Here is a 21,210-nt window from a genome sequence, read left to right on the forward strand (position 1 = left end):
CAGGCGTGTTATACGTTAATTATGATCCGTAGACATAAAGTTTACGTCATTGCCGCCGGAATCCACACCCTGCGATCCTTCCAGTGTTCGCCCTTCGAGTGCAGTAATACGAAAATAGGTGATAGTGCCATAGTAGTTACGCACAGTGTAACGATAATCTCCTCCTGATACTTGTGCTAATTCATGGTCTTCCAACCCCTGATTAAAAGTTGAGAATTTTTCCAGTGTTTTCATGTGTTTGGATTTGAGTGATTAAATAATAGGGCGCCCTCTACGTAGGCAAGGCGCTTGGTTAACAATTTTTTTTTACATTTGTCTATGTGCTTTTTCTATAGAAATGTTGCACGGTAGTATCATGATATCACGCAAAATAAAAAGTTAGGATCACTACGAAGCAAGATTATAAACATTCGTTGACCTGTTTTATATATTTGTTTTATACAAAAGAAAATATAATGTCCCCCCCCGTTATGAAAACAATAGTGATTGTTGAAGATGAAGCTAATATCAGGAACGACCTTCTTTTATTGCTCCGGCGATATAAAGATATTGAGATAGCCGGGGCTGCAGATACTGTGCAGATGGCATTGGGCATGGTACAAAAAAAAGTGCCCGATGTGCTGCTGTTGGATATTCAGCTGGGTGGCCAAACCGCATTTGACCTGTTAAATGAGCTGAAACATCCTTTCCCTCATCTTATTTTTATTACGGGCTACGATCAATATGCTATTAAAGCCATCAAATACGGGGCGCTGGATTATCTTTTAAAGCCGGTAAACGAGCAGGAATTAATAGCAGCACTTGCCAAAGCTACTGTTCAGCCCTCATCAAAAGAGATCTGGAAGTCTTTACAGGTTGCCCAGGCATCTTTTAAAATGGATCATGTCCCGTCAGAAATTGTTTTACGGACCCAGCAAACCATTGATATTGTTCTATTCAAAGACATCCTGTTTTGCAGTAGCAGCGGATGCTATACCACCTTCCATTTACAGAACAGGAAACAGATTGTGGTAAGCAAGCCTATGAAAATATATGAAGAGCTACTACCGGAAGGCAGCTTTCTGAAACCACATCAGTCCTACCTGGTGAACCGCTCCTTCATAAAAGGCTATCATCGCGATGGCTATCTGCTCTTACACAGCGGTGATCAGGTCCCTGTATCCGTAAGAAAAAGAGAGCAGGTGATGAGCCATTTTAACAGATAAAAACTTCGTCCATGTCGCATCACCCAACCCCATTCATGAAACATCTTCCAGGAACGATATTATGCGGTTTGTGCTTACTGTTGCATACGGCCTGCCACCAAACCCCTGCCGGACCTTCAGATAAGCAGCTCAAAGCAAAGGAAGACAGCTTTAACACGTATTCCAACAATCGCTTCAATATATTCCTCGCCAACCAGGACACTGAAAAGGCCAGGCTGTTTATGGACAGCATCACACCAGTGATGGAAAGCTTCGGGACCCTTCGCATGCAGGTACAGGCATTGACAACAAAGGGTTCCTTCTACAAAACTTCCGGTAATCTCGACAGTGCCATGTATTTTTACAACAAAGCGCTGGAACTGGCGTCAAAAAAAGATACCGGCAGAAAACTGATCATATCCGCCACTTTTGGCATCGGGGAAATTTACCAGAGACGGAAAAACTATACAGAAGCCCTCAGCCGGATCAGAGCCGCTTATGAGTTCCGTCGCGAACAGGATACTATCAACCTGGGTTATACGACTTATCGCCTGGCAGAACTGTACGGCGATATGGGAGAAGGGGAACTGCAAAAAAAATATCTCCTGGAAGCATTCGAACAAACACATGACCCAAGATTAAAACGGGTACTGGCCAATAATCTGAAAAATTACTACTCCTACAGAGGGAACAATGACTCTGCGCTATACTACGTCGATAAATACATCATGCCGGATACAAGCCTCTATCATCCTATGTATACCGCCGGCAAATATGAGATGAGGAGTACCCTCCTGCGGCAACAAGGCAAATATGAAGAAGCCCTCAAAAATATCTTCACCGCGATGGACATACAGCGGCAGGCGAAAAGGTTCCCTCCTGTAACCTATTATAATGTTGCGAACATCTATATAGAGATGAAGGATTATCCCAGGGCGCTGGTATATATCGATAGCTGCATAGATATCCTGAACGCAAAGAAACAGGACACTACATTGTCTACTTCTAACGATATCGCAACATCTGCCTGGGAACAAAAAGCCGGCATCCATTACATGCTGGGACAATATAAAAAGTCCAGCGAAGCATATTACGAATCGCTGGGTTTTCTGAAATCCTATAACGATTCTGCTTACGCCGAACGGGTAAGAGAACTCGAAGATCAATACGGATTAAAAGCGAGGGATGCCAAAATATCAAACCTGGCCGCCATCAATATGAGCACAAAAAAGATCAACCGTCTACAGGGCATTATCATCGCAGGATTCATTGCGTTTGCCCTGTTGTCGGTCATTCTACTGGTCCTGTTCTATAAGCGCCGCCAACTCAGGGAGAAACTCAGGCAGGCAGAAATGGAACAAAAACTGCTTCGCAGCCAAATGGAGCCCCACTTTATCTTCAATACCCTGGCCGTATTACAGTCCATGATACGCAATAAAGAAACAGAAAGGTCACTCAGCTACCTCTCTTCCTTTGCCAACCTGCTCAGGGCCAGCCTGGAACACTCACAGACAGCCTTTGTAGCACTGGAACATGAAGTGGAGGCACTTACCAATTACCTGGACCTCCAGGCGCTCCGTTTTAAAAACAGCTTTGACTACTCCCTGGCACACCCCGACGATATGGACGACATCTTCATTCCTCCCATGCTGTTGCAACCTTTTGTGGAAAACGCCATCCAACACGGCGTACAGGAACTGAACTACAAAGGGAAAATATCTGTTGATATCAGGAGAGAAGCCGATATGCTCCATTGCATCATTGAAGACAACGGAAAAGGCGTACAGCAAAACAAGCCGTTCACCCCAGGCAGCAAGCCATCACTATCCACTCACATTAACAGGAAACGTCTTGAAATGCTCAGCCGGCAAACAGGTAAGCGTTTCAGGCTGGAAATAACGGATAAGGCATCCATAAATGGAGGTAAGGGAACGATCGTAAATATCTATTTCCCTTACCTGGAAAAAATTGGCTGAAATAACAAACGCCGGATCACTTACATCGTGCAGCCATCAGGCGTTGTAGAGGAATAGGAGTATTTACCATCAATATAGTAATCCTCCGTGATCCAGGTGCCATTGGCAGTGACCTCCGAGCTAAACTTGATCATCGTGAACCCCTGGCCACCCTGGGCGCCAGTCATTTCTTCCTGGCTCAATTGCGCATTAAACACAGAAAACCTTTCCAGTGTTTTAACATTCTCGTTTCGCATGTTATTTTTCCACTCCTGATTTGGTGAAGAAGTGGCTCCTGGTACAAGATTATGTTGATCATCTCTATAAAAGAAAAATAAATAATATCCGTAGCGGTTTTTTAAATATCTGTAGAAAAAGTACAATTTATTTGGTTTCCCAATGATACAGAAATCGAACTTTCTTCTCACTTATGTCTTCACTGTGGTTACTAACTTTATTCTCAAGCTGCTCCAGCTTCAATAAAATGTCCTTATGGGTTGAAATCATCTCCCTCATCCGATGAAATATCCGTATTATCTGGATATTTACAGCTATAGCCCTCTCACTGTTGAGAACGCAGGAAAGCATACTCACACCTTGCTCACTAAAGCAAAAAGGTGCATAGCGAAGTCCCCTGAACTCCTGTTTGGAGGACGCAAATTGCGTCCTCTAATTCTCAAACTCTTCTTTGTCCATTTCAAACATAAAGTCGCCCGGAAATCTGCTTATACTTCTTCTTTCCTGGTTTCTGAAAGCGCCCTCGAATGCTACTCCAAAAGGGCGTCTCTCCCATCTCCGCATACAAGGTTTCCGGATACTATTACTTACCGGCCCGGATGATATCCAATGTATATTGAATCTCCGGATCTTTGCCGGCACGGATATATTGCTGAAACGCTTCAAAAGTCAGCTCTTTGTCTGGCTGACACCCTCGCCCGTTATCTTGCTTAGCTTTCATAAAATACACTTCGCTCATCGGAACGGTCAACTTGCTTTTCGTTTTAGGCAGCATATAGGTATTGAACCATGCCGCTGTAGTAGATGCTTCGCCGCTACCGGTTTCAGTGCCTACCAGCACCCCACGCTTGTTATTCTTAACCAGCGCAGCAAAGTAGGTGGCGGCGCTTACCGTGCCGCCGCTGATCAGCACATACACGTTACCTTTAAAGTTATTCTTATCGGGCGGATAGTTGGAAATGGAACCTTCCGTCAGGCGCGCATTGCCATAATAAAATCCTGCCGCGCTGTCGTAGTCAAACCGTTGTTTCAGGAAGTTTTCGGTCTGCTTTACTTCCGGTTCTCCCATTTTGGTGCCGTAACCATTTAACAGGTTTTCGGGATCATGCATCTGTATATTCTTTGTCCGGTAATTGAAAACATTATCGAACGGATGTAACGCCACAAAGGAATACAGCAGCGCAGACATATTCGGGTTGCCTCCGCCGTTCGACCGGATATCTATGATAACGTTGCTGATATTACGCTTCTTTACCTGCGCAAAAAAATCGCTCAGTTCCTTATACATGGCATTTTCATCCAGCATAAATGTAAGAACGGTGAGGATGGCGGTAGATTCCTTTTCCTGGTATTCCTTCGTTACATAGCCACGCTTCAGGAAAGTATTAAAGGGCAGTTCTCCCAGGCTCCGGTTATGGTAACCGGTTTTAGCGTCTACTGCTTTCAACTGTATGGTAGTGGAATTTTTAGCGCCCTGCTCTTTGTATACTACTTCATAGCTGTTGGCTTCCGGAAAAACGAGGCTGATAAACAAACTAAGACTTGTTGCGGTGCGATCAGCGCCCGTTCTGATGAAGCCATCGCTATAAGTGGCATACCCGATTTCGCTGAGCAGCTTTGCGGCAGGCATTTTATTAATACTCAGTATCTCTGCACCGAAAGGAATGGTTTCTCCTTTGGCATTAACAATGATCCTGTCTTTAAAAGTAGTAGTGGCCAGCGGAAAGTGATGAATACCATAAAATACGTCCACTACGCGCTCCTCATCATAATCCAGTTTCAGATGCACATCATTGAATAACTGTATGGGAGAATACCGTAAAGCGCTTAACAGCGACGGATCTTTATCCAGCCGGTTCATCAGGGAATCCATTTTACTGTTAAACGTCACGGTGTCTGCAAACTTATAAGGATTCGGATGCTGCTTCTTCAACAACTCAACGGCGTATTTAAAATCATCTTTCAAATCCTGCCTGGTAAATCCGGTAAAAGGTTGTACCTGGGCCAGGGCTGATGTGGAAAGTAGGGACATAAGTATCCCTGATGCAAAAATTTGCTTCATGCTATTTGTAATTTTAAAAAACAGTAATCAATATGGCATATCGCGATATGATCAGGTGGGCGTTTCTCCCAGGCTACATTTTATTGATGAGCGCAATGATTCCCTCGTTTTCGATGATCATCATACCTTGCCGGTCTTCGGTAATACCTTCCTGTAAAGTGTAGGTGTACCTGGGCACATTTCCCTCCAGTACAGTAGGCATAAATCGGAACTGCACATTCGGCAGGTCTTTCAGCGCTTCCCCCACTTCGATGATATGGGTAGATACGATAAACAGGCAATTGTTGTATTCGGAGAAGCCTTCCGTAACCGCCAGGGTACCATCAAAGGCGTCTTTCACATTGGTGCCCTTAAACAATTCATCGAACATCAGCAGCAGGTGTTCACCGGTAGCCGCTGCCAGCGCAGCATCCTTCACCCTTACTACTTCCGCATAAAAATGGCTGTAGCCCATCGCTATATTGTCGGCCACGTTGATGCTGGAGAAGATACCTTCACGTACTGAAAACACCATTTCGGAAGCAGCCACCGGGAAACCGATATGCGCCATGTACATACCGATACCAATAGATTTCATCCAGGTAGATTTACCAGCCATGTTAGCCCCTGTGAGAAACAGGACATTACTGCCCTCCTTCATTTGCAGGTCGTTGCCCACCGCTTTTGAAATACAGGGATGCTTTAGACTTCGGGCATGGAATACATTTTCTTCTTTCTCCACCGCCGTTGCGTAGCAAAAATGCCGCTCGCGCGATACATTGCTGACCGCGATGTATACATCTGTTTCCGCAATGAATCGCAGCACGTCCTTCATAGCTTCGTTGTGCCTGTTGCGCAACAGGAAATCATACTCGGATACCGTTCGTGTTGACATCGGCTTGTAGATGTCGCTGTCCAGGATGCTGCGGATGTCCTTTTGCTGCACGATAGCCAGTAAGCCTTCCACACGATCCTGCAAAGGACTGTTTTCGCGCTTCAGCAACTCCAGCAGTCCAAAACATTTCTTTAGCGTTACGATCGTTGCCTGTAACTGCAGTAGCGTGTTTTTGAAACGGCCGTCTTTCGTGAGGCCCGCCAGCAACTTTTGCAGTTGCAGGTCCACCGTCACCGCCCATTGCGATTTTCCTGCCGTAGTATCAATATATTCCCGCATCAGGGAAACCTGGTCGGCTTCAAAAGGAAATGCAACACCTTTCTCTTCGAAAAACTCAAAAATCGATACGCGCCGATTGATGACGGCGGCATCATTTAGCGGATGGGAAAACATTTCATCCATCAGTTTCTCCCCGATCCGTGTTTTCACTTTATTGAATAAAAAGTATACGGAGCCCTGACGGAATTTCCCCATGAGGTTCAGCTCTCCTATCGATTGGCGATCTATTTTAAAACTCATAATTGCTTATTTAACCTTTTTCCGCCTTTGTTTCCCTTCTTAAGAATGTCCAGTATACCTTCGTTATTAATAATGATCATTCCGTGCTTATCGTTGGTAACACCTTCCTCCAGGGTATACGTGTATTCAGGTACCGGTCCTTTCATCACGGTGGGAAGAAAGTAAAACGCAGCGCTTTCTTTTTTCCGCAACTCGTCTGCTGCTTCAATGATGTGGGAGGAGATGATGAACTTACTGTCTGTCCGGTTGGTAAATGCATTACAAACAGCCAGTGTTCCTTCCAGCGCATCCTTCACATTCGTACCCCGGAACAATTCGTCGAACAATACAAACAGTGATTTTCCTTCACTGAGTTCCTGCCCTATTTTTTTCACACGCAACACTTCTGCGTAGAAATGACTGGCCCCGATGCCCAGGTTATCGGGCAGGTTGATGGTGGTATATACGCCGTCCATCACAGAAAATTCCATGGCCGCTGCTGCTACCGGAAAGCCCATGTGCGCAATATAAACGGCGGTGCTGAACGAACGCAGGAAGGTAGACTTCCCGGCCATGTTGGCGCCTGTAAGAAAAACCAGGTTACGGGAAGGCGCCATATGGAGACTGTTGGCCACCGCGTTTTTTAAAAGCGGATGGTATACACCATCCACTTTTAAAATACTGGTCCCTTTCGGGTGTACTACCGGGAATATCATGTTATGTTTCCGGGTAACCTGCGCCACGGAAACATATACATCGATATGATAAATAAAATGCAGTAGTTGCAGCACTTTCCTTTTCTCCTTATTACGGATCAACACATCAAAAGCTGTAACAGCGGCGAATGAAATTCTGGCATTCGGTTTTTCGTTAAATACCGGTATAAAAGCCGGATCATTCAACACCCCGATAGCCGCCAACCGTTCTTCCCCCAGCTCTTTCACACTTGCCATTTCCGCCGATTCCAGGTACTGTTTGAGCGTATGGAATAGATCGATGATCGACATAATCCCATTCTGTACTTCCTTCTCGCTAAGCGCGACTTTTGTTCCGCCATCCGGGTTATCGTCAAAAGAGATGTACTTCTCTGCCTGGTCCAGCATGGCGCCGTCGAAAGGAAAGGTGGTCTTCATTTTCACAAAAGCAGCAATGGTATTGATCCGTTTGATGATCGCTTCCCTGTTGTTCAGCGGTTTCCTGAACATGGCTTCCATAATGGTTTGCCCGCCACGGGTAAATGAATGATTATAAATATCGAAAATACCCTGTGTGTCTGCTTTCGAAAACAAGCGCAGATCATCCATCGTCTGCAAATCTGTCTGCAAATACATAATTATACTTTTTATAAAACAATGAAAGTACCCGCTATTTGCGTTTTCTTCTTATCAATATCACGATACCAGCAACCAGTATCAGGGCAGGTATAACATATTGAAGCACCATCTTCAATGTCTTAGCCGGGGCCTTTTTGATCGTCAGCCATATATCCGTAGGCACCGGGAAATTATGGTAAACCGGGAACCTGTTATCCACCGTGTAGCTGTAAAACGCATTGCCATAATCCTTTCCGTCTCCTTTAGCAGAAGACATCATGTCTGCATCGCTGGAAATAATGATCTTCTGCAATTTGTTGCCGATTTTTCGGGTAAGCTGCAAGCCTACAGGATAAGGGGCTTCCCTCCTATAGTCCCCTTCCGCGCTATTGAATATAGGCGCTGCGGAGTCCACTACCAGCATGCCTCTTTCTACCCAGGTATTTGCATTGTTGTGCACCGTGGTAATTTGTTCTACTTTAAATCCGGTGGTATCAGAATAGCTTAATACACTCGCGCCGGTGATAGCGGTAGCGCAGAAATTGCCGACACCGTTTTTGACTAAGAAAAACTTTGGCTCATCCGCCATGTCCATACCTTTCTTCGCAATCAATCCGGCAAACTTGTGCGGCATATCCTGCGGGTTTGGCTCTACAAGGATGCCTTCATCCGCATTTACCCCCACATGGTTCAGAATCGGGTTCATGATAAACTGCTTGCCTGGTTCGGAATAGAACATGGCATTTCCCCCTCTGTCGATATACTGTTTAACGCTATCGATAATGCCCTTATCCAATACTGATTTCGGATCGGATATCACCAGTACATCTTCTGGCGTAAACCTACCGGCACCCACAGCCGGGATGGTGTCGAAATTCAATCCCATATTAATCAGCGCATTCCTCGATGATTTATTGATGGCATGGTTCCCATATTCCCGTTCGCCGGACTTAAGAGGTGAACGCTCATAGTGCCCTGTCAAAAATTTAAACGTGGGCGTTGTATCATTCATTAAACGCAACAGGCTGCCGGAAACATGTCTCTCACTTGGAAAAACCTCCGGGTCCACGAACGTTCTCAGGAACGTCTTTTTCCCTTTATACTCCACCTGCATCAATAAGCCTTTCGGTTCCGACTCCAGGTTGATGAGGCTCCTGATTTCTGCGGGTGTTTTATAGATAGAGAGGTCGGTTTTATTCATTTCCGCATATTTCTCCGCGATTTCCGCCAGCGATTTGCCCGGGAACGTCTGAAACAGCGAGCTGTCTCCATCGTTCACATCATAATAATACACATACTCAAACTCCATATTATTATAAAAGCGGCGGTACCTGGCCCAGAAGTCCCACAGGTACTTATTGCGCGCGGTAGGTACGCCATTGGTCAGATTATACCCTAACAGGTTCGTATACAGCGTTACTTTCAGCGGCGATCCGTCCAGCTGCTTCAATACGCCCTGGGTATTTTCATGCAGTGTATTTGTTTTGCCTCTCGTCACATCCCAATAGCCGATCAGCCCGTGCACGGAGGTAACAACGAGTACCACCACCGTTATCGCGAACACCGTCAGGTATCTGCCTGCCGATACACGCCATGACTTCGACTCAGTAACGGATTTCGTTTTGATGATGGTGAAGATGATAAAAAGGGAAGTAATACTGAAGAAGTAAACGAGGTCCTTTGTGGTAATCAGGCCACCCAGAAAGCTATCTACCCTTCCCGAGCTGGAAAGAAAATAAGTGACATCCCGCACATAATCCGTTCCCTGGAACATCATACCTAAAGTGGAGAACAGTATCAGCACCACAAATGTTCCGATCCCGGCAACAATCGGGTACGAAGTTAAACTGGAAATAAACATCCCTACTGCCACATACATGGCCGCCAGTAAAAAGAAGCCCAACACCATTGATAGGATATGCAGGAACTCTACATGCTTAATAGAAAAGGTCAATACGATCAGCTCCACCAGGAAAATCAGGATCATCAGACATACAAAACTATACACACCCAGAAACTTGCCAAGGATGATCTGCCGTGTTTTCACCGGCGACGAATGAAGCAGCTTAATGGTTCCTCCGGCATATTCACGGTTGATGACGCCCATGGTCAACAACGGAATGTACAAAAAGAAGATCATCAGCACCGTATCGAGTCCCTTACCGACCACCATTTTGGTCAGGGGCATATTGAGGAACCCGCTGAAAGCATCGCCCTGCAACTCCAGCATGGCGTCCTGCTGCACTGCAGTATCCGCCAGGTTTCCCATGACGATGCCCGCACTGGACATCAGGAATAAAATCAGTATAAACCATGCGATCGGCGAAAAGAAAAAGTATCGTAATTCCGCCCGCGCTATATTAAAAACTACTTTCATTATTGTAAGATTGAAGAAGAATTTGATGATAATTGTTTGAATACATCGTCCATACCGGAAGATTCTGTGTGAATAGCAGTGAGTCGCCAGTTTTTCTCAGCACTCTTCTTCACTATTCTTTCCGCCAGATCGTCGTTCGGCTGGAACCAGATCCGGCATTTGTGATCCGGCAGCAACTCTACCTTTTGTACATCTTCTATTGCCATCAATTCTTCCGGCGCAGGCATATGGAGCATTCTGGCCACCATGGTATTGGGCTGGAGAATATTATTGAAAGCATCGAGGGTATCAGAAAACACCACCTGCCCGGCTTCGATCATGATGATCTCTCTGGCCAGCAGGTTAATTTCGGACAATACATGCGACGACAACAATACCGCCCGGTCCTTCGCAATTTCTTTTATCAGTTTCCTTGCTTCAATGATCTGGTTGGGATCGAGACCATTGGTGGGCTCATCGAGGATCACCACTTTGGGTTTATTGATGATGGATTGCGCAATCCCTACCCGCTGGCGATATCCACCCGACAGATTTTTTATAAGGCGTGACCTCATCTGCGTAATGGACGTTTTCTCCAGTACTTCATCCACTGCACTTTTAATCAGGCGCTTATCCATCAACCTTAGCTGCGCGGAATACTCCAGGTATTCCTGCACGGTAAAATCCATATACAGGGGCGCCTGCTGTGGCAAAAAACCGATCTGTTTCTTATATGCAATAGGATCATCTTTGATGTTCAATCCATTGATGGAAACATTGCCTTCCGTTTGCAGCAGGGTGCCGCAGATGATATTCATCGTGGTAGACTTACCCGCTCCGTTGGAACCCAGCAATCCTATCACACCGGTATCATTGATCTCAAAATTTATTTCGCGTATGGCCCAGGAACTGGCATACTTATGCGACAGGTTTTCCACCTTTAATATAGGCTGCATATAATGTTGCTTATGATTTAAAAATTGGATTAAAAATGACCGATACTTTTTGCCCTGGCCAAAAAATCACCCTCAGCGGTCCACTTTCCGGTRACCACCATCGTACGTGCCTTAAACAGCCATGAGGTATTCAGCATAGTAGAACCCGGGGGAATATTTCCTTCAGTTAGGGTGGCTAACTTAACACCTGTTGCATGATCTCTCACTTCGAAACGGAAATTCATGACAGATGCGTTAACGGGAACCTTTATAAAACCGGACAGTTGTTCATAGGCGAGATTAACGACCATGGTTCCCGGTACTGGCTCCAGCTGCAAAACATCTATCGGTCTGTTATCAAAAAGATTGATAATCCGAAGGTGGGCCACACTGTCATTCACGCTACGGGAAGGAAGTTGTTCCTTAACGGTTTTTTGTTTCACGTCCGTTGGGCTACCATATACAAAATGCGTAAAAATCCCACCCTGCTCTAGTTTCAGACTGGTTTTCAGGAAGGCTTTACTGGGTTGGAGTGTATCGTAGTTTCTGAACAGCGTAAGCGGTTGGTCCATTTTATCGGTCCCATATTCAAGGGAGTTGCCATTGCTAATATAAGCCAGCCTGTTGTAGAATTTGGGTTGTGAGTTTCCTAAATAGGCCAACAGGAAGGAGGTGGTGTCGTTAATGCCATTCACAATCGTCAAAGACGCCGGAAATATCTCTGCCGGTAATTCCTTCTTACAGGAAATACCGAATATCAGTATACCACCCGCTAACACGCACGCTTTGAAACATCTTTTATAGCTGAATTGAAACATCTTTCTTGATTTATATGGTGATCATTTTTGCTAGTAGCCGATATTCTGGGAGAGTTGGTTTCCCTTGAGTATTTCATCCGGAGGAATGGGATATAGCAACTCGTGCTGACTCCACGGCTGTTTGTAACTTATCGCCGAAAGTACCTCCGTTGCCTTATTCGTCCTTTTCAGGTCGAGCCAGCGATGTCCCCATTCCGCAAACAACTCTATGCGCCTTTCCTGCGCAATGGCATCCCTTACCTGCTGATCGGTTAAAGTATAGGACAGACCGCTCAATCCGGCACGTCCCCTGATGGCATTCAGATCATCGATCACCGCATTTTTATTGGCTGCGCTTCGCAACATATTCGCTTCCGCCCTTATCAGGTACATTTCCGCGAGCCGCATCACTACATAACACTCGGACCTGTCCCCTCCGAACACAAAGTTGAGGGAATTGATCTTGTACTTGGCCGGAGAAAAACCGGCAGGTGTAGATGAACTGCCGCCACCGATAGCTGCGGTCCATGCCGTCTTTCTGTTATCGCCTGCTTCAAAAGCATTCATTAGCAAGGGCGTGAGGTACCGGCCTGTCATGGAGTATCCTTCAGGCGTGGCATTGCCCCGCGAATTCACGGTGTTGCTCTGCTTCAACTGGAAAATAACTTCCCGGCTGGATATCCTGAACACGTTATTCAGACTTTCCAGTTTAAACAAATCTGTCTGGCTGATCACATCGTTCGCCTGCTGCCACGCTTTTTCATAATTTTTGGCAAACAGGTAAACCCTTGCCAGCATTGCCTTCACATACCATTTATTGATCCGGATACGCTCGGTGTTATTGCCATCGTAATTTTCGGAAAGATACCCCGACGCTTCTTCCAGGTCGTTGATGATTTGCTGGTATACGGCGTCAGGGCTGGCAGAAGGGAGTTTTTGTGTATCATTATAATCGATGGATAAGGCGAGTGGAATTTTTTCGAACAGGTTTACCAGGTAGAAATATCCCATGGCCCTTACTGCCAATGCTTCGCCCAGCACCCGTTTCCGGTAAGCCTGCGTCAACTCTTTTGAGGTAGCCCCTTTCACTCCTTCTATCAGTGCATTGGCATTGAAAATCCCCTTATAGGCAGTATTCCATAATTTCTGGGAATGCCCTAGCTTCAGCAATGTAATCCTGGCGGCTGTTTCCTCATAGTAGTCGTAGTTCCCACTAAGCGCGGGGTTATATAATTCATCCGCCGAATGCCCGGCCGACAGCGTAATTCCTCCGGCACTGTATAAATCATTGCCCAGCTGCCCATGCGAATTAACTTCCTGTACTCCTCCACTGATCAGATAAGAATACAACCCATTGAGCGCAACGGCGGCCTGATCGTCGCTCTGGAAAACCTGGTTGGTAGTAATCGAATTTACCGGGTCTTTTATATCCAGCAATTTATTGCAACCCGTTACCAGCAGGCCTGACAATAAAACACCCGCTGCGATTATATTGAAAACAATTCTTTTCATACGATTGATTTTAGAAGCTTAATCTCAGGTTAGCGGCAATCCTTCTGATCTGCGGCGTAGTGCCCAATTCAACATCCGACATTCTGTATTGCGAGAGTTTGAAAATCTTTGATGAGTTCAGGGAGATCGTTCCCTGCTTCATGCGTACCTTCTTTAACCATGCTTCCGGCAGCATGTACGACAGACTAAGATTGTCCAGGCTCAGATAAGCGCCTTTCGCATAGTAGGCATCCGATCCGAAAAGCATACCGCTGTTGACGGAGGAATACTTTGAGTAGATGGCTTTGTCGCCTGGTTGCTTCCAGTGCCTGTTTTCGACATCCTCATACAGCACCGTGTTGTACATAGTTCCATACCCAGCATTACTCAACTTATCCTCGACCAGGGAATTCTCGAAACTGAATCTTGCCTTCAGTGACAATCTCTTCTTAAAGTCTACCCCAAAACCCATCCCTCCGAAATATTTAGGATTCAGATCAATCACCCGGTAATGATCGTCCAGCGCCACGTCTGGAAAATTCGAGTTCATTCCAAGGGATTTGCCCCCATCTCCATTATAATCCTCCACCTCAGGTGTTCCTTTCAGCGGGTTGATACCGATATAATGCGTGTAGGACTTAGCAGTTACAGAGGCGCCGATCCTGTACATATCCTTGTAGGGAGAATTTTCCAGTCCTTCGAAAGCCACCAGCGTATTATTGTTCTTACTTATCTGGAAACTTGCGGTCACCCCCCAGGTATTCGTACTCAGGATCATTGCATCCAACATCAGCTCCACCCCTTTGTTACGGATAACAGCGGGCCAGTTGCCTACCACAGAAGGAAAACCAGTGAATGCCGACGTGGGAATATCTGTCAACTGCTTTCCATCCCGGTTGATATAGAAGCTACCATCTATGTTCACCCTGCTGTTAAAAAATCCCATCCTGGCGCCCACCTCAAACTTGCTGGCGCTGGACCAGCTGAATTTCTGGTTAACGGGTTGTATGAGTGTATAAATGGTCTGATCGTCGTAGTCCGGCAATTTTTCCATGGAACCCGATGGAATGTTCGACCAGCGCGAGAGGTATTGGTAATCGCCCACATTGGCATTACCCGTAATACCATAGGTAGATCTGACCTGGGCAAACGACCACCAATCCATGTTAGCATTTTTAAACCATTCTTCATTAGATAAAACCCACGAAACCCCTGYTGATCCGAAGTTCCCGTAACGAGTCCCGCTACCAAAGCGCGACGAGCCATCTCTCCTGCCGTTTAAGTTAACGATGTACTTTCTTCCCCAGTCGAAGGAAACCGTTGCCAGCAGGGAAGCTACTTTCTGCTGGGCATAATTATTCATGGTTTGCACCACCTGGGCATTCGAATAACTTCTGATCAGGTTATCGTTGGAGAACATCATCGCCATTACGGTTACCGCATCCTGATCGGCGTAACTATAGTCTGCCGCCATTGATACAGATACTTTGGCGTCGCCGAACAGTTTAACATAGTTGATATTTGGCCTTACCAGCAGGCTCTTTCCGGAGCCTGTACCGAAAAATGCCATGCTCATGGGAGAGAACAAGGGATCTTTCCCGGCTTTAGGCATAAAAGAGCCGGTTTTATTGGAGAAAAATTCCCCGCTCAGGCTAACGCCCGCCGTCAGGTCTTTGACTATTTCATAGGTAAAACCTACATTGGTCTGACTTCTCAGCGTTTGATTCTCACCCCAGTTTTTAATACCCTCGAAGGGATAATTGCTCCTGGACTGGGTCCTGTACGGGACAAAATTATATTCCCCGTTCTCATCATACATCCCTGGTGCATTGGGCGGCAGCGAGAAAACGGTCATCGAAGCACCGCTTTCATTGTTGGTATAGGCGCTGGCGGAAGAAAGATCCACCATCAGCTTGCCGTTCGGGCTGCGATGGTTGAAAGACAATCCCACCGTTAAACGATCGTTCCCCTTGCCTAGGTTGTACATTTCTGTTGTAGAGGTATATCCCACACTGACACGGTAGGTATTCATCAACAGCCCCCCTTCCACTGTCAGCTGTACATCATCCGACTGCGCATTTTTGTAAAAGAGGCGTTGCCAGTCGGTATAGGCTTTCTGGTCCCAGATCGTGAGGTCCGGGGCATTATCCCTGGTAAGAGCAGCGGCGTCATTTAGCATGGCTTCCTTTCTTATCGCCAGGTACTTTTCGGTATTCATCAGATCCATGTACCGCTGCACGCCCGAAAAAATTTTGGAATAGTTTACATTAAACCTGGTAGGACCCGGCTTTCCCTTTTTGGTAGTGATTAGGATTACGCCGTTTGCACCTCTCGAGCCGTACAACGCGGTGGCATCCGCATCTTTCAGCACATCCACGCTTTGAATATCCAGGGGATTGATCATGAACAACGGGTTTTCGGAAGGCGAATAACCGCCACTCACAGGTACATCCGCACCAAATGGATTAACAGATAAAGTACCAATCGGTAATCCATCCACCACATACAGCGGATCTGTATACATGCTTTCGCTCAGCACATTCCGTCCGCGTAACTCTACCTTCCTGGTCCCTGCCGTGTTGGCCGACTGGCTGATCCGAAGGCCTGGGACACGGCCTGCGAGCGCATCCAGCACATTTACGACAGGTTCTCTTTCAATATCACTGGCTTTCACCGTAGCGATATTCGCGGTACCGATTCTTTTATTGGTAGTACCCAACACCGTGACCTGTACTTCATCCAGTTTGTTGGTGGAGAGCACCATCTCTGTGTTGTACGCTCTGCCGGCAATAGTCGGTTCCGTTATTTTAAATAAATGGTCCACATACCCGATATAGCTGATCCGCATCTGGTCGCCCAACCTTACCGGAACCATGACCGACCCGTCTCCTGCGGTCAGATAGTTCTTTTTGTCAGTAAGATTGCTAATAGTAGCACTTCCCAACGGCGTATAGCCGGGAGCGTAGACATAAACGCTTATCAAGTCGGGTTTCACCGGCACCGTATCAACGGGTTGGTTGCCTACTGCCAGTTTGAACTCCTTCTGGGATACGAGAATGTTTTTGTCGATGATCTTGTAGGTCAACGACTGATGCTCGAATACCTTGTTGAGAAAGATGCCCAGGTCCACTGCCTTGGCATTGATGGTGACCGGTTTTGCTACCGATAAGGCGGTCGCCTTATACAGGAAAACATAGTCGGTTTGCGATTCTACAGCTGCAAAAACTTTTTCCAGTGCAACGTTTTTACCGTTAAAGCTGATGGTCTGCGACAGGCCTCTGGCAGATACCTGCAACAGGGCAGCGGTAAGAAGAAAGAATGTTAGTCTCATTACTAACAGCGATTTGGTTGAGCTACGTTTCCGTTCATAGGGAACCCGTATGCAATAAGAAATAATTAGCATAGCTTTGCATCAACCGCCCCTCTCATAAGGGACGGAGCGTTTAAGTGAATAAATAAGCAGTCTTTAACCTGATTGTGATGATTACCTTACTTGAACATCTACCGGAAGTGTCGCAAGCACTTCCGGTTTCGTTTAAGCAACGTCTGTTACTATAGCTATCTTACATACAAAACATTCCCTTTCAGTTCCAAATTAACATCCATCGTTTCCAACACTTTTAATACATCAGACAGATTGGTATTGCGATGCATTTTCCCTTTGAAGATTACATTCTCTGGTTTTCCAACGTATTCTATCTCTATATTGTACCATCTTTCCAGCTGGCGCATGACACTGTATAAATCCATGCCGTCGAAATTAAACAGGCCGTTTTTCCATGCGATAATTTTATCCGGATCAGGCGTTTCCGTTACGGTCAGCGTAGCCTCCGTTGATGCATCAGGTTTGCTTAAAACCGCTGTTTGGCCGGGCACCAGCACTTTGGGCTGCGTGGTATGTGCAGGCGTTACTTTCACAGCACCGGTCAACAGTGTTGTGCGGATTGTTTTTTCATCGTTGTACGTGTTCACATTAAATGAAGTACCCAGTACTTCCAGTTTCATCTGATCGGTTTCCACCACAAAGGGCTGCCAGCTTTTGGCGGCTACTTCAAAATAAACCTCCCCGCTGATTTTCACCCTTCGCYCCCGCCCCTTGAAAGCGACCGGATACTGTACAGAAGATGCTGCATTCAGCCATACTTCCGTTCCATCAGGAAGAACAACGTGGTACTGGCGACCTTTAGGTGTGGTAATGGTATTAAGGGCCGCCCCATCTGTTGCGGCGCTGGCATCATATTTAAGCTGGTTATTGTTCAGCGAAATTTGCGTCCCGTTCTGCGTAGCAATTTTTCCTTCACCCAAACTGTCTAACACCAGTTGCTTACCATCTGCCAGTGTCAGGATGGCGCCGTTTTTACCCGGTGCAATGTCTTGCTGCGCGGATGCCCGGCCAAACCGATCACCATTTTGCGCACGATGTGTCAGCAGGAAATAAGAGGATACGCCGACCGCCAGTACAAGCACTGCAGCCGCCCATTTCCATGTTTGAACGCGCCACATGCGGCGTACGTTTGATGTTGCAGGTTTGTTGGAAAGAAAACGTTCCAGCGCAGCAGTTTCATCAAACCTGGCCATAGCGCGCACGTTTTCCTGTTGTACAGCGGGATTGTTCAATTCCATCCATAACTGCCGGTGTTCGTCACTGGCAGCGATCCACGCATCCAGCTTATCCTGTTCGTCGGCCGTAAGCAGGCCCTGTTGCGACCGGGAAATAAGCGATGCAATAATAAATGGATCGTTTGAAGAAGACGCCATGTCTAATGTGTTTATGTTATTACAACACGGTATTACGATCGTACTAAAGGAATCGAAAAAAAATTATGAGTGGGGGGAAAACAATAGGAATAAGGTAATTACAACCGGCGACAGGCGCATTCTCAGCAGCTTCATGCCCCTGGTTTTCTGATTTTTAACCGTTTGGAGAGAAATGGAAAGGATTTCGGCGATCTGTTCGTTCTTCAGCCCTTCAATGTAACTCATACGGACGATCTTCCCGCATTGCTCGGGCAGGTTGCTCATCTCGCGGTAAATCACCCTGAAAACCTCCATGCGGATGATGTCCAGGTCCTCTGATGTGGTCGACTCTTCCTGCTCGTGGAGAAATTTAGCCTGGCGTTCCTTGCTATGCTGCGCCCCTTTCAAAAAATTGATGGCCGCATTACGTGTAGCCTTGTACAGGAAATCCTTCAGATGCCGGAGGTCCTCAAAGGCATATGGCTTCTGCCATAATCTTTCAAAAACGTCCTGCACAATATCTTCCGCATGCCCAGGCTCACCGATGATCGTTTCGGCGTAGTGGCAAAGCGCGCTATAATACGCTTTAAAGATATAAGAATAATGCAACGTATCGCCCGAAGTCAATCCCTGCAAAAGCTGATACTCATTATTAGATGATTTCCGCGACAAATTTGCACCCCGATTTTAGTTGAAACGTAAAAATAATTAAAAAATCAAGTTATAAAAATGTAATTGACCAGCGGCACTTTGAATTTTGCAGGCGGATCATAGTTCAATGATTTATACTATTTTCACGCTTCAGGCCTCTCATCAGATTCCCGGAAAAACTTAGAATCCCTTCCCATCCAACGTTGACACAGTTATACTACCTAATTTATAATCAAAGTAATCCCTCGTTAACCTTTTATTTTGCAAGATTTAAAATCCACCTGATACAGTTAATAGGTTCAACAATAGACCAGGAATGTGGATGCCTTTTTCCGTCAACTCTAAAACCTTTTCCTATAGCAGGTATAAATTCAGCGCTTGTATTTCCATTTTGCATGAGAAAATTTGTCATGGCAGAAAGGTTGGCAGCATTCATATCATAATAGTCCCTGCTTTTATTTTTAAGTTGCCAAACTATATCGGGATCGCAATATAATCTCACAGGTACATCAATTAAATATTTTGCATTGCCTCCATCTTCTCTATTTCTTGAAAACTGAGAGCCTTCAATATATTTATCCGGAAACTCTTCCGGAGAACCACCATAAAGTTTAGTAAAGCCGTCTATTATAAAGCGGTCTTCATTTAAAGCGAGTTTTTTGCTTTCTGATAAATTTGACCCCTCCTTTTCATATTTTATAATAGATTTTTTCGCCCCATTATATAAGTCTACCATATCAACAGGCGGATCAACACCAATTACAGCAAGCGGCTTGATATAAGTAGTATATTTCTTGTTTCTTGACATTTCTGTGTATTGTAATGCGTTTTCACCTCCAAGAGAAAGCCCGCATAAAATAAATTTATCTCTCGGAGCATTAAACTTCAGTACAAGTTCTTTAAAAACAGCGTCAAAGAATTGCATCACCATTTGATCACTTTCCAGGGGCTTATTGTAATTGGCGCTTACAACAATTGGTAAAATATTATTTTTATAGGCTTGCTGTATCAGTTCTTTATTGCAACTAATCACATTTTCAACAGTTTCGCCCGTGGAAGGAAACAGCACTAAAACGGCTTTTATAGTCCTGTTAGGAATAAGCATATAATAGAAAAGTTTATCGCTTCCATTGTCGTTACCATAAATTTCAGTGCTGTCTTTAATATCCAGATATTGTTTTCTAAGTATCGCTAAATATTTATCGTCCAGATTTAAAAAATCACCATTTACAAAGTTTCCAATTATCTTTCCCCCGTTACTGTAATATGCAGCGCCCTTTCCATTTAAAACCCCATCAATAAAACTACCCTCAAAAGTAGCGTAGCCGATAATCTCATATTTACCTTTGCCATTGAGTTTGCCATGCCTCATTTCCCCGGTATAAGTAACAACTAATGTATGATTTTGATACCACCGCAACACCCCATTTCCGAAAGCATAGCCATTTTTACAAGCACCGGTCCACATCATACTATCCTTAGGTGAATATTCATCACTCCATATCATACATCCATTTTTCATGTCCTTAACATATTGTCCGGTTTGAGAAAATACACTCACTGAACTTAATAGAATAAGAGATAAAATAATATGCTTCATGCTTTACCTGTTGTTGAAAGAATGTTTCCAGAAATTAAGTATAATCCGCGAGTTGATTAAAAGGGCAAATGAAGTGTAGAATTGCACAACTATTAAAGAACCAGGATGGTTAAAAATAATGGATCAGTTTGAAAACGGGGGAATATCTTTTTTCAATATGCTCTGAATGCCCATGCACTCCCATTTGTCATTCTCAAATCCCCAAGGCACTATCCTTGAATATTATATAATACCCATTACACTCCCTTTAGCTAATCTGCAACCTATACCGCAAACACGTTCCCCGAATTATCTTATATTTATAGTAATCAAAATTATCTACCATGGCAAAACAAATGTCTATCATTCCCTTTACGGGAAAACTCGGTTCGCTCATTGGGTATAAGCGCAATGGCAACTACTTCCTGCGCTCCATGCCGCAAAGCGTGCAGCAAACGGCTGCTACCCGCCGCGCATCCCGGCGCTTTGGCATCGCCAGCAGGAAAGGCGCTTTTATCCGGCATGCTTTCTACCCCCACCT

General features: G+C 45.4%; 15 protein-coding genes and 1 pseudogene. 3 read left to right on the forward strand and 13 right to left on the reverse strand.

Annotation, left to right across the window (positions count from 1 at the left end):
- Positions 1–15: 15 nt before the first annotated feature.
- Positions 16–234: a hypothetical protein gene (locus tag AC1DP6_RS16080; RefSeq protein WP_441577990.1), complete on the reverse strand. Its 219-nt coding sequence runs from the start codon at positions 232–234 to the stop codon at positions 16–18.
- Between the two features lie 236 nt (positions 235–470).
- Between AC1DP6_RS16080 and AC1DP6_RS16085 the strand changes: the two genes are divergently transcribed.
- Together AC1DP6_RS16085 and AC1DP6_RS16090 are read left to right on the forward strand one after the other, a co-directional pair.
- The gene (locus tag AC1DP6_RS16085; protein ID WP_477055740.1) at positions 471–1,205 is read left to right on the forward strand and encodes a LytR/AlgR family response regulator transcription factor; all 735 of its coding nucleotides are present in this window, start codon (positions 471–473) and stop codon (positions 1,203–1,205) included.
- Between the two features lie 11 nt (positions 1,206–1,216).
- Positions 1,217–3,160: a tetratricopeptide repeat-containing sensor histidine kinase gene (locus AC1DP6_RS16090; RefSeq protein WP_477055741.1), complete on the forward strand. Its 1,944-nt coding sequence runs from the start codon at positions 1,217–1,219 to the stop codon at positions 3,158–3,160.
- A gap of 20 nt (positions 3,161–3,180) precedes the next feature.
- Here the strand turns inward: AC1DP6_RS16090 and AC1DP6_RS16095 are convergent, their stop codons facing one another.
- The 12 genes from AC1DP6_RS16095 to AC1DP6_RS16150 form a co-directional block, all read right to left on the reverse strand.
- On the reverse strand, positions 3,181–3,396 hold the full coding sequence (locus tag AC1DP6_RS16095) for a hypothetical protein (RefSeq protein ID WP_477055742.1): 216 nt from the start codon (positions 3,394–3,396) through the stop codon (positions 3,181–3,183).
- Between the two features lie 563 nt (positions 3,397–3,959).
- Complete coding sequence (locus tag AC1DP6_RS16100) at positions 3,960–5,438, reverse strand: S41 family peptidase (RefSeq protein WP_477055743.1); 1,479 nt, start codon at positions 5,436–5,438, stop codon at positions 3,960–3,962.
- 73 nt (positions 5,439–5,511) lie between these two features.
- Positions 5,512–6,831, reverse strand: coding sequence for a MutS-related protein (locus AC1DP6_RS16105; RefSeq protein WP_477055744.1), 1,320 nt, complete (start codon positions 6,829–6,831; stop codon positions 5,512–5,514).
- Positions 6,828–8,141: a MutS-related protein gene (locus AC1DP6_RS16110; protein WP_477055745.1), complete on the reverse strand. Its 1,314-nt coding sequence runs from the start codon at positions 8,139–8,141 to the stop codon at positions 6,828–6,830. Before AC1DP6_RS16110 ends, AC1DP6_RS16105 begins: the two co-directional genes overlap by 4 nt.
- A gap of 34 nt (positions 8,142–8,175) precedes the next feature.
- The gene (locus tag AC1DP6_RS16115; RefSeq protein WP_477055746.1) at positions 8,176–10,500 is read right to left on the reverse strand and encodes an ABC transporter permease subunit; all 2,325 of its coding nucleotides are present in this window, start codon (positions 10,498–10,500) and stop codon (positions 8,176–8,178) included.
- Positions 10,500–11,435 (reverse strand): ABC transporter ATP-binding protein, encoded by a 936-nt coding sequence (locus AC1DP6_RS16120; protein ID WP_477055747.1) that lies wholly within the window; start codon positions 11,433–11,435, stop codon positions 10,500–10,502. The genes AC1DP6_RS16115 and AC1DP6_RS16120 overlap by 1 nt, the downstream gene beginning before the upstream one ends.
- A gap of 29 nt (positions 11,436–11,464) precedes the next feature.
- Positions 11,465–12,232, reverse strand: coding sequence for a hypothetical protein (locus AC1DP6_RS16125; protein WP_477055748.1), 768 nt, complete (start codon positions 12,230–12,232; stop codon positions 11,465–11,467).
- Between the two features lie 30 nt (positions 12,233–12,262).
- Entirely contained in the window at positions 12,263–13,723 is a 1,461-nt protein-coding gene (locus tag AC1DP6_RS16130; protein WP_477055749.1) for a RagB/SusD family nutrient uptake outer membrane protein, read from the reverse strand.
- Between the two features lie 10 nt (positions 13,724–13,733).
- Positions 13,734–17,033: a SusC/RagA family TonB-linked outer membrane protein gene (locus tag AC1DP6_RS16135; RefSeq protein ID WP_477055750.1), complete on the reverse strand. Its 3,300-nt coding sequence runs from the start codon at positions 17,031–17,033 to the stop codon at positions 13,734–13,736.
- A 227-nt stretch (positions 17,034–17,260) separates the two neighbouring features.
- Entirely contained in the window at positions 17,261–18,460 is a 1,200-nt protein-coding gene (locus AC1DP6_RS16140) for a FecR family protein (RefSeq protein ID WP_477055751.1), read from the reverse strand.
- A 63-nt stretch (positions 18,461–18,523) separates the two neighbouring features.
- Positions 18,524–19,111 carry an RNA polymerase sigma factor gene (locus AC1DP6_RS16145; RefSeq protein ID WP_477055752.1) on the reverse strand — a complete coding sequence of 196 codons (588 nt, stop codon included), beginning with the start codon at positions 19,109–19,111 and terminating at the stop codon, positions 18,524–18,526.
- Positions 19,112–19,346: 235 nt separating this feature from the next.
- Positions 19,347–20,690 carry an MORN repeat-containing protein gene (locus AC1DP6_RS16150; RefSeq protein WP_477055753.1) on the reverse strand — a complete coding sequence of 448 codons (1,344 nt, stop codon included), beginning with the start codon at positions 20,688–20,690 and terminating at the stop codon, positions 19,347–19,349.
- A 323-nt stretch (positions 20,691–21,013) separates the two neighbouring features.
- On the opposite strand from AC1DP6_RS16150, the pseudogene AC1DP6_RS16155 reads away from it, so the two are divergent.
- Positions 21,014–21,210, forward strand: a pseudogene (locus AC1DP6_RS16155) (hypothetical protein); the annotation flags it as partial.

The sequence above is a fragment of the Chitinophaga sp. 01L420 genome (assembly GCF_056399985.1).